The sequence below is a fragment of the Streptomyces sp. NBC_00029 genome (assembly GCF_045160505.1).
In the GTDB taxonomy this organism is placed as follows: Bacteria; Actinomycetota; Actinomycetes; order Streptomycetales; family Streptomycetaceae; genus Streptomyces.
In genome coordinates this window covers 6,570,467-6,583,801 of the sequence record NZ_CP108292.1, presented here as the reverse complement: position 1 = coordinate 6,583,801, position 13,335 = coordinate 6,570,467, and the positions used below count along the sequence as shown (strand labels likewise).

General features: G+C 73.9%; 13 protein-coding genes. 8 read left to right on the top strand and 5 right to left on the bottom strand.

Annotated features, from left to right (window positions below; all coding sequences use genetic code 11):
• Positions 1-10: 10 nt before the first annotated feature.
• On the bottom strand, positions 11-820 hold the full coding sequence (locus OG753_RS30760) for a hypothetical protein (protein ID WP_405790952.1): 810 nt from the start codon (positions 818-820) through the stop codon (positions 11-13).
• 522 nt (positions 821-1,342) lie between these two features.
• Between OG753_RS30760 and sepH the strand changes: the two genes are divergently transcribed.
• Entirely contained in the window at positions 1,343-2,368 is a 1,026-nt protein-coding gene (gene sepH, locus OG753_RS30755) for a septation protein SepH (RefSeq protein ID WP_383194262.1), read from the top strand.
• A gap of 37 nt (positions 2,369-2,405) precedes the next feature.
• Here sepH and OG753_RS30750 read toward each other — a convergent pair whose 3' ends face one another.
• Positions 2,406-3,251 carry a sulfurtransferase gene (locus OG753_RS30750; protein ID WP_405790951.1) on the bottom strand — a complete coding sequence of 282 codons (846 nt, stop codon included), beginning with the start codon at positions 3,249-3,251 and terminating at the stop codon, positions 2,406-2,408.
• A gap of 176 nt (positions 3,252-3,427) precedes the next feature.
• Between OG753_RS30750 and OG753_RS30745 the strand changes: the two genes are divergently transcribed.
• On the top strand, positions 3,428-4,213 hold the full coding sequence (locus OG753_RS30745; protein ID WP_327264860.1) for a VOC family protein: 786 nt from the start codon (positions 3,428-3,430) through the stop codon (positions 4,211-4,213).
• Positions 4,214-4,215: 2 nt separating this feature from the next.
• Here the strand turns inward: OG753_RS30745 and OG753_RS30740 are convergent, their stop codons facing one another.
• Complete coding sequence (locus OG753_RS30740; RefSeq protein ID WP_405790950.1) at positions 4,216-5,478, bottom strand: MFS transporter; 1,263 nt, start codon at positions 5,476-5,478, stop codon at positions 4,216-4,218.
• Between the two features lie 103 nt (positions 5,479-5,581).
• Here OG753_RS30740 and OG753_RS30735 point away from each other — a divergent pair, with 103 nt between their 5' ends.
• From OG753_RS30735 to OG753_RS30710, 6 genes are read left to right on the top strand one after another with little or no spacing between them, the layout of a single operon-like run.
• A complete protein-coding gene (locus OG753_RS30735; RefSeq protein ID WP_405790949.1) occupies positions 5,582-6,664 on the top strand; it encodes an ABC transporter substrate-binding protein in 1,083 nt (360 codons plus the stop codon).
• Positions 6,654-7,772: a FecCD family ABC transporter permease gene (locus tag OG753_RS30730; RefSeq protein ID WP_405790948.1), complete on the top strand. Its 1,119-nt coding sequence runs from the start codon at positions 6,654-6,656 to the stop codon at positions 7,770-7,772. The genes OG753_RS30735 and OG753_RS30730 overlap by 11 nt, the downstream gene beginning before the upstream one ends.
• Entirely contained in the window at positions 7,769-8,605 is an 837-nt protein-coding gene (locus OG753_RS30725) for an ABC transporter ATP-binding protein (protein ID WP_405790947.1), read from the top strand. The genes OG753_RS30730 and OG753_RS30725 overlap by 4 nt, the downstream gene beginning before the upstream one ends.
• Complete coding sequence (locus tag OG753_RS30720) at positions 8,602-9,441, top strand: Rossmann-like domain-containing protein (RefSeq protein ID WP_327264855.1); 840 nt, start codon at positions 8,602-8,604, stop codon at positions 9,439-9,441. The genes OG753_RS30725 and OG753_RS30720 overlap by 4 nt, the downstream gene beginning before the upstream one ends.
• Positions 9,438-10,511 (top strand): GHMP kinase, encoded by a 1,074-nt coding sequence (locus tag OG753_RS30715; protein WP_405790946.1) that lies wholly within the window; start codon positions 9,438-9,440, stop codon positions 10,509-10,511. Before OG753_RS30720 ends, OG753_RS30715 begins: the two co-directional genes overlap by 4 nt.
• Positions 10,432-11,523, top strand: coding sequence for a pyridoxal-phosphate dependent enzyme (locus tag OG753_RS30710; protein ID WP_405790945.1), 1,092 nt, complete (start codon positions 10,432-10,434; stop codon positions 11,521-11,523). Before OG753_RS30715 ends, OG753_RS30710 begins: the two co-directional genes overlap by 80 nt.
• Here the strand turns inward: OG753_RS30710 and OG753_RS30705 are convergent.
• The gene (locus OG753_RS30705) at positions 11,434-12,096 is read right to left on the bottom strand and encodes a response regulator (RefSeq protein ID WP_405790944.1); all 663 of its coding nucleotides are present in this window, start codon (positions 12,094-12,096) and stop codon (positions 11,434-11,436) included. The two genes, OG753_RS30710 and OG753_RS30705, sit on opposite strands and share 90 nt — an antisense overlap.
• Complete coding sequence (locus OG753_RS30700) at positions 12,093-13,268, bottom strand: sensor histidine kinase (protein WP_405790943.1); 1,176 nt, start codon at positions 13,266-13,268, stop codon at positions 12,093-12,095. The genes OG753_RS30705 and OG753_RS30700 overlap by 4 nt, the downstream gene beginning before the upstream one ends.
• Positions 13,269-13,335 lie beyond the last annotated feature (67 nt).

Here is a 13,335-nt window from a genome sequence, read left to right as displayed (position 1 = left end):
TGCCCGCCGGTCACGGCCGCGGCGCATCCCGCACCGCCGGTACCGACGCGTCGGGGCTGTGCGTCGGGGCCGGTGGTGCGGGGGTGGGGGACGAACTCGGGGCCTTCCCCGACGGGGACGGCCCGGGCGTCGGCTCCCCGGAGGCACCGGAGTTGCCGGGGTCCACGGAGTTGCCGGGGTCCGAGGGGCCGGTGCCGGGGCTCGGGCTCCGGCCGCCGTGCGACGGCGAGGGGCTCGGGGAGGTCCGGGGACCGGGGCTCCCCCCGCTCTTCTCCTCGCCGCCCGGCTCCTTGCGCGGCGGTGCGGGCGGGTCCTGGCCCACCTTGCGGGTGCCGCCGGAGAAGAGCGTGCCGCCGCCGCTGCTGACGGAGGTGCCGGCCATCGCCTCGTAGGTGCCGAGGCCGCCGATGGCGATGGCGAAGGCCGCACCGGAGGCCACCGCGGTGCGCCTCCAGCCCCGCATCCGGGTGCCGTGCACGGTGGCCTCGCCGAACTCCCCGGTGGCCGTCGGCTCCGCGGCACCGTCCACCGGTGACTCCTCGCGGGGCAGCGGTACCTGACGGGCCCTGGGGCGGGCGCTCTCGCGCAGCTGGTCACCTGTGCGCCGGAAGAAGTGCTGGATGACGGGCCCGCCCGCGGTGGCGACCACGCTGACCACACCGGCCCCGAGGATGGTTCCGTAGACGCCCATCTGCGAGGCGAGCAGCGCCGCCGCGACCGTGGCGAGCGAGGAACCGGCAACCTGGGCCGCGCTCAGATCGAGCTTCTTCTTCTCCGGCTCGTCCTCGGCGTCCCGCGTCGCCCTCTGACCCATCGCCATGCCCGGGGTGTCCTGCCTCTCGCGCTTCTGCCCTTACAGGAGTTACCGACCCCTGTGCGAAGCGGAAAGTTCCGTTTCTGGTGATTATGTGAAGCAAGACACCCGAAAACGGACCACGGGTGCAGGTCGGACCCGATCGAGGGCACGCCAACTCCCGCCGTCCGGGGAAACTTCGGCGGCGCGGCGGTCCACCCAGGTGGCCCGAATGGAGTACTGTGGCGAGCCCTGGGGCCGTCCTTCCTTTCGGATGTCCGGACTCGGGAGAGGGGGCCGACTGATGGAAAACGGCACTCAAAGACCGGTGATGCCGCGGTATTGCACGGGCTCCTGCTGCGCACAGTAACCGTTCGGTCACTGTGCGTGCCCAACAGGTAACCGTGCCATAACGGCGATCAAGGGCGCATGCCCGACACGCCGGTTTAACTCGGCAAGGTTGTGGCAGGCTGCACCCGGGCAGGCCACACTCGACTAGCGGAAGCAGCGACGCACGTGACGTCGGCAGGCACCACCCGGGAGGTCCCCATGCCCGAACTGCGTGTCGTGGCCGTCTCAAATGACGGCACACGACTGGTGCTCAAGGCTGCGGACAGCACGGAGTACACGCTTCCGATCGATGAGCGGCTCCGCGCCGCCGTCCGCAACGATCGCGCACGCCTGAACCAGATCGAGATCGAGGTGGAGAGCCACCTCCGCCCCCGCGACATCCAGGCCCGCATACGGGCCGGTGCCTCCGCGGAGGAGGTCGCTCAACTCGCCGGCATCCCCGTCGACCGCGTACGCCGCTTCGAGGGCCCGGTGCTGGCCGAGCGCGCGTTCATGGCCGAGCGCGCCCGCAAGACCCCCGTGCGCCGTCCCGGTGAGAACACCGGCCCCCAGCTCGGCGAGGCCGTGCAGGAGCGGCTGACCCTGCGCGGAGCCGAGAAGGAATCCGTCCAGTGGGACTCCTGGCGCCGCGACGACGGCACCTGGGAGGTCCTCCTCGTCTACCGGGTCGCGAGCGAGCCGCACTCGGCGAGCTGGACCTACGACCCGCCGCGCCGGCTGGTCGTGGCGGTGGACGACGAGGCGCGCTCCCTGATCGGCGAGTCCGAGGACCTGCCGGCCACGCCGGAGCCGAGCTTCCCCTTCGTGCCGAGGATCGCGCGGCTGCCGCGCGACCGGCCGCTGGACCGCGCCCTGGACCGGCAGCTGGAGCGGGCCGACAGCCGGCCGGCCCCCGCGCCGGAACCGGAGGAGGAGCGGGACACCCTGACCAGCCTGCTGGAGGCGGTACCGAGCTTCCGGGGCGACATGGTGGTCCCGGAGCGCACCGAGGCCCCGGAGACGGAACCGGAGGCGGAGGAGCCGCCGGCCCCCGCCGCATCCGCGGGCGCGGGCGCCGCGTACGCCGATGTCCTGATGCCCCGCACGGTGGCGGGCCACCGCGACCGCCTGACGGGCACCACCGACCGCCAGGCCGAGGCCGACGGGGTCCGCCCCGGGCGCCGTGCGGCGGTGCCGAGCTGGGACGAGATCGTCTTCGGCACCCGCCGCAAGAAGCAGGAGTAGCACCGCCGCCGGGCCTTCACCCGGCGGCGGCCCGCGCCTACTGGGGGTCCGGTCCCGTGGCCACCGGCCGGGCCGGGTCGGCCGACCAGTGCGACCAACTGCCCGCATAGAGGTCGGACTCGATGCCCGCCACCTCCAGGGCAAGTACCTCGTGCGCTCCGGAGACTCCCGAGCCGCAGTACACGCCGACCGGGGTCCCCTCCAGGGCGCCGAGCCCCTCGAACCGGGCTCGCAGCGCGTCCGCCGGCAGGAACCGCCCGTCCGGGCCCACGTTCTCCGAGGTCGGGGCCGACAGCGCGCCCGGAATGTGGCCGCCGACCGGGTCGATCGGTTCGACCTCGCCCCGGTAGCGCTCCCCCGCGCGGGCGTCCAGGAGGACCCCTTCCCTCGCGCGCAGGGCCGCCGCGTCCGCGTCCAGCAGTCCGACCGCCCCCGACGTTGGCTTGAAATCGCCCTCCGCGGGAGTCACCCGATCGGCCGTCACCGCGCCGCCGGCCTCCGTCCAGGCGGCAAGGCCGCCGTCCAGAACCCGCACGTTCGGGTGACCTGTCCAGCGCAGCAACCACCACGCGCGGGCGGCCGCCCAGCCCAGACCGCCGTCGTACACAACGACGGGCCCGTCCGCCGGGACGCCCGCCCGGCGCATCGCCTCCCCGAAGGCCTCCGGGTCGGGCAGCGGGTGGCGGCCGCCCGCCCCGGGCGGACCTGCCAGTTCGCGGTCGAGGTCGACGAACACCGCTCCGGGCAGGTGTCCTGCCTCGTAGGCGGGCCGCTGGTCGGGGCCGCCGAGCTGCCAGCGGACGTCCAGCAGCACCGGCGGGCGGGGGCCCGCCAGCTCGTTCCTCAGTTCGGCGGCGGCGAGGATCGCAGATTTCGCAGTCATGCCGGCCATCTTCCTCCCCGCCCGTCACCCGCGTAACAAGCCCGTCATCGGGAGGCCGTACCGATCCGGTCAACTCCGTGCCGGGCCGCATTTATGCGGCCCGGTCGGGGCGCGCCGAGTCCCCGGGAGTGGAAGCATCAGCACCGGTAAGCGCCACGACGGAGGAGACGGCTGACATGACCGAGGCAGCGGAAGCAACCCGGCGCACGCCCGGTACCCCGTGCTGGGTGAGCCTCATGGTGCACGGCCTCGGGACCACCGAGGACTTCTACGCCGACCTGTTCGGCTGGGAGTACGAACCGGGACCCGAGCAGCTCGGCCCGTACGTCCGTGCGGTGCTGAACGGGCACGAGGTGGCCGGGATCGGCGAGATGCCGCCGGACCGGCATCTTCCGGTGGCCTGGACGACGTACCTCGCCACGGACGACGCGGACGCGACCGCGGAGTCGGTCCGCGCCTGCGGCGGCACGGTCGCGGTGGGCCCGCTGGACGCCGGGATCGCGGGGCGGGTGGCGATCTGCTCGGACCCGCTGGGTGCGATCTTCGGGCTGTGGCAGGCGCAGAGCCGCATGGGCACCCGGCTGCACGGAGCACCGGGCACCCCCGTGTGGAACGAGCTGGTCACCCAGGACACCTCGACGGTCGGCAAGTTCTACGAGCACGTCTTCGGCCACGAGGCGCAGACGCACGCCACGGCCTCCGACGACTTCGACTACCTGACCCTGCACCTGGAGGGCCGGCCGGTGGCCGCCGTGCACGGGGTCGGCCGCTCGCTGCCGCACGACCGGGGGCCGCACTGGATGGCCTACTTCGCGGTGGAGGACACCGACGTGGCGGCGGCCCGGGTCGTCGAGCTCGGCGGGCGCGTCGTCGACCCGCCCCGGGAGGGCCCGCGCGGCCGGCAGGCCACGGTCGCGGACCCGGAGGGCGCGGTCTTCGCCATCGTGCGGGCGCGGCGCTGAGCTCAGCGCGCCCTCGGCCCCGGCGTCCGTCCGAAGTGGCGGGCCGTGGGGACGAGGGCGGCCGCCGCGGGTAGGAGGAAGCAGGCCGCGGCGCACACGGCGAGGACCGGGGTGACGCCGAAGGCGTCGATGGCCGGGGCGATGAGGGCGAGGCCCAGCGGGGCGAGTCCGTAGGACAGGAGGAAGTCCAGCGAGGAGACGCGGGCGAGCTTGTCCGGGGCGACCTCGCGCTGGGTGGCCGTGAACCAGGGCACGTTGAACAGCTCGATCCCGATACCGGCCACGACGTAGGCCGCGATCACCACGGCCGGGTGGACCGGCAGCATCAGGCTGAGCGGCGCGAACCCGTAGACGGCCAGTCCGGCGAAGGCGCTCCAGCCCGGGGAGCGGGGCCGGCGGCGGGCGGCGACCAGGGCGCCGCCGAGCGCGCCCACGGTGTAGGCGGTCATGGCCGCGGCCAGTACCCACTCGGTGCCGTAGCGGTCGCGGCTGATGAGGGGCAGGGCGACGCTGGTCGCGGAGTAGCCCAGCGCTATCACGGTGGTCAGGGCGCCGAGTCCGGCGAGGAACCAGGGGTGCCGGCGGGCCTCGCGTATCCCGTCGACGAACTCCGCGCGCAACGAGGCGCGCGGGGCGGGGGCGGCTCCCGGTGCGGCCGCCGCGGCGCCCCGGCCCGGCAGCAGGGCCGCGACCAGCCAGAGCAGGCCGATCCCCAGCAGCAGCGTCCCCACGTCGACGAACGCGGCGAGCAGTGCGGTCAGGGTGGGGCCCGCCAGCGTGGAGGCCCGTACCGCCACGGTCATGGCGGCATTGGCCTGCTGCCTGCGGTCGGCGGCGACGACCTCGGCGGTGAGCGCCTGGAAGGCGGGGCGGCACGCGCCCTGCCCGGCGCCGGCGAGCGCGGCGGCGAGGGTCATCAGGACCAGTGACCGGCCGAGGCCGAGGGCCAGGAGCGGGGCCGCGACGGCGGCCGCGAGGGCGGACCAGAGCACGACGGCCCGGCGCGAGTGCCGGTCGGCCAGCACCCCGCCGACGGCGACGGCGACGAGGAAGCCGGCGGTGCGTGCCGCGAGGACCAGGCCCAGCCCGGCCGCGCCGAGTTCCCGGTGCAGGACCGCGAGCCCCAGGACGAAGGGCAGCGCCCAGGTCGCGAGTCCGGAGGCGGTGGTGCCCGCCCACAGGCGCAGGAAGGCGGTGTCGCGCAGGACGGAACGGGCGGGCGGTGGACCGGTCCTGGGCGTCGCGGGCAGGGGTGTGGTCGCCACGGTGTGGTGCTCCTCTTCGTCGGTGGATGCCGGATCGCGGGTTCGGAAAACCCGGACCCGGGGGTGTTAATGAAAACGATAACCATTACAGTACCCTTCGAACGTGGCACTCCTGCCCGGTGCACGACGACACCCCTACTCCTTCCAGACCGGAGAACCCATGCGCCACCGCGCCCGATTCGGCATTCCCCTCACCCTCGTCCTGGCCCTCGCGACCGCGGGCTGCGCGACGACCACCACCGCCGTCGACGACCGCGCGGCGGCCGGCGCCCCGGCCGCATTCAGCAGTTGCGGGCGGCAGCTCTCCTTCGACCGGCCCCCCGAGCGCGCCGTCACCCTGGACCAGACCTCGACCGAGACCCTGCTGGAACTGGGGCTCCAGGAACGGATGGCCGGGACGGCCAACCTGAAGACGAAGATCCCCGCGCAGTACCAGGAGGCGTACGCCAAGGTCCCGGTCATCGCCCCCAAGCTCGCCACCGGCGAGCAACTGCGATCCGCCACACCCGACTTCGTGATCGGCGGCTCCACCGACCTCTACACGAAGGACCGGGCCGGCACCCGCGAGGAGCTGGCGGCCCTGGGGGTCCCCACCTTCGTCAGCGCCGTGGACTGCCCGCAGCAGAACGAGGCCGGCAAATCCCCCTTCGAACTGCTCTTCTCCGACTACGAGCGGCTCGGCAGGGCCTTCGGCAGCGAGGAGCGGGCGGGCGAGCTCGCCCGGGAGCAGCGCGCCGCCGTCGCCAAGGCCGGTGAGAACGCGTCCAAGGCCGTCGGCCAGGGCGGCAAGCGGCCCACCGTCGTGTACCTCTACTCGGTCTTCAACGGCATGCCGTACGTCGCGGGCCGGACCGGACTGCCCAGTGAAATGAGCCGGATCGTCGGCGCACAGAACGCCTTCGACGACGTGGACGAGGACTGGCCGGAGGTCTCCTGGGAGGAGGTCGCCAGGCGGAACCCGGACTTCATCGTGATCGGCGACCTGTCCGAGCGCGGCCGGCCGGGCGACAGCGCCGCCGAGAAGCGCGACACCATGGCCGCGGACCCCGTGGTCTCCCGGCTGGCGGCGGTGCGCGAGAACCGGATCGTCGAGGTGCCGGGCATCGAACTCGACCCCTCCGTACGCTCCGTGCACGCCCTGGGGCTGCTGGCGGCCGCGATGAAGGACCTCGGGTATGTCCGCTGACCCGGCGGCTGCCGTGGACCTGCTGCTGCCGGCCGCCCGCGGAGTCCGGGTCGACGCGCCCTCGCCGCCGACCCGGACCGGGCGGACCGGGGCCCCGGCCCGGGCGGGGCTGTTCCTCGCGGGGGTGCTCGTACTGGCCGCCTCGGTGGCGGCCGGGACCCGTATCGGCACCGCCGACGTGGGATGGTCCGACCTCGGCCGGGCGCTCGGGGCCCGGCTGGGCCTGGGCACCGAACCGCTGCCGCCGCTGCTGGACTCGCTCGTCTGGGACCTGCGGCTGCCGCGGGTCCTGATGGCCGCCCTGGTCGGTGCCTCGCTCGCGGTCTGCGGCACCGTGCTCCAGGCCGTCACCCGCAACGCGCTGGCCGACCCGTACCTGCTCGGGGTGTCCTCGGGCGCCTCGGCCGGGGCCGTCGCCGTGGCCGTCCTGCCCCTGTCCGGGCTCGGCGCCGGACCGCTCGGAATCACGGGCGGCGCCCTGGTCGGCGCCCTGCTCTCCTTCGGCCTGCTGCTGGCGCTGCTGCGGCGGACCGGCCTGGACTCGGTCCGCATCACCTTGACCGGCGTGGTCGTCGGGCAGCTGTTCACCGCCCTGACCTCGCTCGTCCTCATGGCATCGGCCGACGCCGACACCACGCGCGCCCTCACCCACTGGCTGCTGGGCTCGATGGCCCCGGCCCGCTGGGACTCCGTCGTGGTCTGCGCGATCGTCACCCCGCTCGGGCTGGCGGCCGCCTGGCTGTGCGCGAACGCCCTCGACGGCCTCGCGTTCGGCGCCGACACCGCCGCCTCCCTGGGGATCGGCGTACGGCGCACCCGGATGCTGCTGCTCGTGGTGACGGCCGTGCTGACCTCGGTGGCCGTGGCCACGGTCGGCGCCATCGGGTTCGTCGGGCTGATCGTCCCGCACGGGGTGCGCTTCCTCGCCGGTCCCCTGCACCGGGTGCTGCTGCCCCACGCGGCGCTCGCGGGCGCGGTGTTCCTCGTGTGGACCGACGCCCTGGCGCGCGTGGCCTTCGCACCGCGCGAGGTACCCGTCGGCGTGATCACCGCGCTGCTCGGCGTACCGCTGTTCCTCCTCGTCCTGCGCAGGAGGGGTGAGCTGTGAGGATCACCGCCGAAGGACTGAGCTGGTCGGCCTCGGGCACACCCGTCGTCCGCGGGGTCGGCCTGGACATCGCGCCGGGCGAGACGGTCGGGCTGCTGGGCCCCAACGGCTCGGGCAAGTCCTCGCTGTTGCGCTGCCTGGCCGGGCTGCGCGTGCCCGACGCGGGCACGGTGCGCTACGACGGACAGCCCGTACGGGACTGGAGCGCCCGCCGGATCGCCCGCCGGATCGCCTTCGTGGAGCAGGACTCCGGATTCGACACCGACCTCGGCGTCGCCGACGTCGTGGGGCTGGGGCGGACCCCCTTCCGCGACCGCTGGCGCGGACCGGACGCCACCGACCGGGCGGTCGTCGCCGCCGCACTGGACCGGGTGGGGCTCACCGCCCTCGCCGGACGGTCCTGGAGGACGCTGTCCGGCGGCGAGCGGCAGCGCACCCACATCGCCCGCGCGCTCGCCCAGCAGCCGTACGGCCTGCTCCTCGACGAGCCCACCAACCATCTCGACGTCAAGCACCAGTTGGAGCTCATGGAGCTGCTCGCCGGCACCGGGCAGACGGTACTGGTCGCCCTGCACGACCTCACCCTGGCCGCCCGCTACTGCGACCGGCTGCTGCTCATGGACCGGGGCCGCCTGATCGCCGCCGGCGCCCCCGCCGCCGTCCTGACGGCCGGGCACCTCGCCCGGATCTTCGACGTGGACGCCGAACTGGCCACCGACTCCCGCGGGCGCCCCACGGTCTCCTACCGCGGGCCGCTGCGCGCCCCTGCATCCGCTCGCGCAGCCGATGCCGCTCCCGCACTCACCTCCGTACCCGAACAAGGAACGTCATGACGCCCCAGACAGCCACGCCGCCCATGCCCGCACCGACCGTCGATGCCCTCATCGCCGCCGTACTGGCCGGTGAACACGGCCCGCTGCCCGCCGAGTCCGTGGCGACCAGCGTGTTCTGGATCCACCACGGCACCCGGCTGGCAGGCGGCCACACCACCTACCTCAACCAGTACGTCCTGGTGCGTCTCGGCGCCTCCTTCGGAGGCTGCGCCTTCGAAGCCGGCGAGATCGACCCGTCGATCTGCCGGGACTCCTCGGGCGTCCCGCTCGACGTCCTGCTGCGCGAGGCGCCGCGCCCGCTGCGGATCGCCGCCCTCGACGCGTACCTGTCCGGGCAGCGGCCGCACCGCGACGCCGGAGCGGAGCCGGTGATCCTCCCCGCCGGTACCCCCGAAGTGCGGGCCGCGGCGCGCGACGCGGCCATCGCCGGACTGCTGGACATCGACGCGGGCGCGCGGGTCGGCCTCATCGGCGTGGTCGACCCGCTGGTCGCGGCCATCCGCGAGCGCGGCGGCGAACCGCTGCCGTGCGACTTCAACCTCAGGGCCACCCGGTGGGGCGATCCCGTGACCACCGACATGCACGAGGTGCTGGAGCGCGCCGACGCCGTCGTCGCCACCGGCATGACCCTCGGGAACGGCTCCTTCGACACCGTCCTGGGCCGGTGCCGCGCCCGGGGGATCCCGCTGGTCGTCTACGCGCAGAGCGGCAGCGCGGTGGCCCGGGCCTTCCTCGGCTCCGGGGTGACCGCCCTGTCCGCGGAACCCTTTCCCTTCTCCCAGTTCAGCGCCGACCCGACGACCCTCTACCGCTACCGGACGGCGGGGCGGCCGTGACCGCGCCCACCGCACACCACGGGGCGGGGCACGGGGCGGGACACGGTCCGGGGCACAGCGCGGGGTACGGCGCGGGGCAGGCCTCCTGCCACCACGGCGAGATCCTCCAGGGCGTCTTCCTCGACGCCGCCGGGCGCCGGTGCGCCGGCCTGGTCACCCTGCCGATGACCGGACCGGCCAGCCGGGCCGAGTTCACCCGCCGCCCCGGCACCCCGCCGGAACAGCTCACCGTCCTGCCGGGCGACCGTACGAAGGCCGCCCGCGCGGCGGTCCTCGCCGTCGAGGAGTGCGCGCTGCGGCGCCGGGAGCCGCCCTGCGGAGGGGAGTTGCGGATCACCGGCGACATCCCGGTGGGCCTGGGCATGGGCAGCTCCACCAGCGATGTCATCGCCGTCGTACGGGCGGTCGCGGACTCCTACGGGATGCGGCTGGCGCCCGGCACCGTCGCCCGGCTGGCGGTGCGCGCCGAACAGGCCTGCGACCCGCTGATGCTCGACGCCCGCCCGGTGCTCTTCGCCCAGCGGGAGGGACGGGTCCTGGAGGTCCTCGGCGCCTGCCTGCCACCCCTCGTCGTGGTGGGCTGCGCCCTCGGCAAAGGCGCGCCGGTGGACACCCTCTCCCTGCCGGTCCGCGCGTACGACGACAGCGACGTACGTGCCTTCGAGCGGCTGCGCGCCCTGCTGCGGCGGGCTGTGGCCACGGCTGACGCGGCCCTGCTGGGCCGGGTCGCGAGCGCCAGCGCACGACGGGGACAACAGGTGCTGTGCCACCCGGAGTTCGACACGCTCACCGACATCGCCCGGCGGCTCGGGGCCGTGGGGGTGCAGATCGCGCACAGCGGCGCGGTGGCCGGCCTGCTCCTCGATCCGGCGGCCCGCGGGCTGCGCCACCGGATCCGTGACTGCGTACGGGCCCTGGACAGCAACGGCATCACGGTCACCCGTGTCTTCACGACCCTCTCTCCCCTCCCGACGACCAAGGAGTTCCCGAGTGGACCAGCACATCGCGGAGGCCATCGGCCGGCCGGACCTGATACGCCTCGACGACCGGCTCATCTGCCTGCGCTTTGAGAGCATGAAGGTCGCCTCCGCCCTCGCCGCCGTCCGCCACCTGCTCGACACCGGGGTCGTGCGGCGCGGGGACACCCTGCTGGACAGCTCCAGCGGGATCTACGCCCATGCTCTCGCCCTGGCCTGCCACCGGCACGGCATGCGCTGCCACATCGTCGGCTCGACGACCGTCGATCACACGCTGCGCGTCCAGCTCGCCCTCCTCGGCGCGACGCTGGAGCAGATGGAGCCCTGCAGCGACCTGAAGCTGGACCAGAAGCGGCGGGTCGAGCGCATCCACGAGATCCTCGCCGAGCACCCCGAATACCACTGGATGCGCCAGTACCACGACGACATCCACTACCTGGGCTACCGCGCCGTGGCCGAGCAGATCCGCAGGTCCACGGGCGAGGAGCGCCTCACCATCGTCGGAGGGGTCGGCTCGGGCGCCTCCACCGGGGCCCTCGCCCGCTACCTCCGGGAGGACTCCCCCGACGTCGGGCTCGTCGGCGTGCAGCCCTTCGGCAGTGTCACCTTCGGCGCGGAGCACGTCGCCGACCCCGAGATCATCATCGCCGGGATCGGCAGCTCCATCCCCTTCGGGAACGTCGGCCACGCGTCGTACGACACGCTGCACTGGATCTCCTTCGACGCCGCGCTGGCGGGCAGCGTCGATCTGCTGCGGCGGCACGCGGTGTTCGCCGGTCTGTCCACCGGGGCCGGCTACCTCGCCGCGCGCTGGGAACGGTCCCGGGCCCCGGAACGTACGGTCCTGTTCATCGCCGCCGACACCGGGCACCGCTACGTGGACAGCGTGTACGCCCGCCACCGCGAGGCGGCCGCCGTCGACTCCCTGGCTCCGCTCCCGGTCACGTCCCCGGCCGAACTGGCGCTCCCCTGGTCCCGGATGTGCTGGAACCGGGCCGCGGGCGCGGAGCCGGTCTCAGCGAGGCAGTGTGACCAGCCCCATTTCGTAGGCGGTGATCACGAGCTGGACCCGGTCCCGGGCGCCCAGCTTGGTGAGCAGCCGTGAGACGTGCGACTTGGCGGTGGCCACCGTGATGAAGAGGTCCTCCGCGATCTCGGTGTTCGACCTGCCGCGTCCGACCAGGGTCAGCACTTCCCTTTCCCGTTCGGTGATGCCCTCGACCGGCCGCGGGGGACGCGCAGGAACGACTTCGGGGCGCCCGACGAAATCGGCGATCAGACGGCGCGTCACACCCGGTGCGATCAGTGCGTCGCCGGCGGCGACCACGCGGACCGCCGCGAGGATGTCGTCCAGCGCCATGTCCTTGACCATGAAGCCGCTCGCGCCGGCCCGGAGCGCGCCGTAGACATAGTCGTCCTCGTCGAATGTGGTCAGGACGAGGACGCGGGTCGTCGCGGGACCGGCCATGATCAGGCGGGTGGCCTCGATCCCGTCCATGCCGGGCATCCGGATGTCCATCACCACGACGTCGGGGCTGACATCTTGGACCAGCCGGACCGCCTCGGCACCGGTGCGGGCCTCGCCGACGACCTCCAGGTCGGGATGGTCGGCCATGAGTACGCGCAGACCGGACCGCACCAGCGGCTGGTCATCGGCGAGCACCACTCGTACGGTCATCGGGCCTCCACCGGAACTCCGACGGGTGCGGGCAGCGGCAGCCTGGCCGCGACCCGGAAGCCGCCCTCGGCCCACGGTCCGGCGCTGAGGTGACCACCCAGCAGGGCGACCCGCTCCCGCATCCCGATGATGCCGAAACCGCGGGCCGAGCTGTCCCCGGTGGCGCCGCGCCCGTCGTCGACGACCTCCACGGACAGTTCCTCGTCCCCGTGGTCGATGGCCACCCGGCAACGCCCGGTGCCCGCGTGACGGACCACGTTGGTCAGCGCCTCCTGCACGATCCGGTAGGCGGACAGGTCGATGTCGGCCGGCAGGGGACGCTGCTTCCCGGTGCGGCGCACGTCGACGCGTACCCCTGCGTCCGCGGTCGCTGCCGCCAGCCGTTCGACGTCCGCCAGCCCCGGCGAGGGCGCGAGCGGTGACGGCTCCGATCCGGTGGCGCCCTGGTCGGCCTGACGGAGCGACACCAGCGTGCGACGAAGACCCGACAGGGTCTCCCTGCTGGTGGCCTCGATGGCGCGCAGGGCCTCGCGGGCCTCCGCCGGCTGGGTCTGGATGACCCGGCTGCCCACACCGGCCTGGATGGCGATGATGCCGATGCTGTGCGCGACCATGTCGTGCAGCTCCCTTGCGATCCGCAGCCTTTCGGCGGTCACGGCCTCGGCCACCTCCTGTGAACGCAGCGCCGCCACGTGCTCACGGCGCTCGCGGCTCAGCAGACCGACCGTGCAGGACGCGGCCGTCGCCAAGAGGGCGATCACGACGTTGACGATCAAGTTGTCCCCGTGCGCGAAGACTGCGATGACCAGGAGCTGCACGGAGCAGGACACGGTTACGGCGACGAGCGAGGCTCGCCGGGTGCAGGTGACGACGATGAAGCCCAGGACGAGGTCCACAGCCAGGAACGACAGGAACTGCCCCTGATACCCCGCCGACAGGTCCGCATGGACGGAGCTCGGGGTGCCCACCACCACGGCGGTGGATCCGATGATCGTCATGGCCAGAGCCAGCAGCGGCGTCCGTCGTACCACGCCGACGAGCAGGCTCACGGCCAGCAGCGACCCGACCCCGTGGGCCGTGCCCGAGGCCCGCGGCGCGCCACCCACCAGCAGACCCGCCATGAGCAGGTAGGAGGCACCCCCCGCCCAGGCCACGGCCTTCGTTCTCGTCATCGGCGGCGTGCCCCGGACCGGGGAACAAGGCCGCGGTACGCAGGACGCGCAGGCAGCGGAATGATCG

Coding starts and splice junctions, on each gene's coding strand:
- OG753_RS30760 (WP_405790952.1), bottom strand. CDS start 820: ATGGCGATGGGTCAGAGGGCGACGCGGGACGCCGAGGACGAGCCGGAG.
- sepH (WP_383194262.1), top strand. CDS start 1,343: ATGCCCGAACTGCGTGTCGTGGCCGTCTCAAATGACGGCACACGACTG.
- OG753_RS30750 (WP_405790951.1), bottom strand. CDS start 3,251: ATGACTGCGAAATCTGCGATCCTCGCCGCCGCCGAACTGAGGAACGAG.
- OG753_RS30745 (WP_327264860.1), top strand. CDS start 3,428: ATGACCGAGGCAGCGGAAGCAACCCGGCGCACGCCCGGTACCCCGTGC.
- OG753_RS30730 (WP_405790948.1), top strand. CDS start 6,654: ATGTCCGCTGACCCGGCGGCTGCCGTGGACCTGCTGCTGCCGGCCGCC.
- OG753_RS30720 (WP_327264855.1), top strand. CDS start 8,602: ATGACGCCCCAGACAGCCACGCCGCCCATGCCCGCACCGACCGTCGAT.
- OG753_RS30705 (WP_405790944.1), bottom strand. CDS start 12,096: ATGACCGTACGAGTGGTGCTCGCCGATGACCAGCCGCTGGTGCGGTCC.
- OG753_RS30700 (WP_405790943.1), bottom strand. CDS start 13,268: ATGACGAGAACGAAGGCCGTGGCCTGGGCGGGGGGTGCCTCCTACCTG.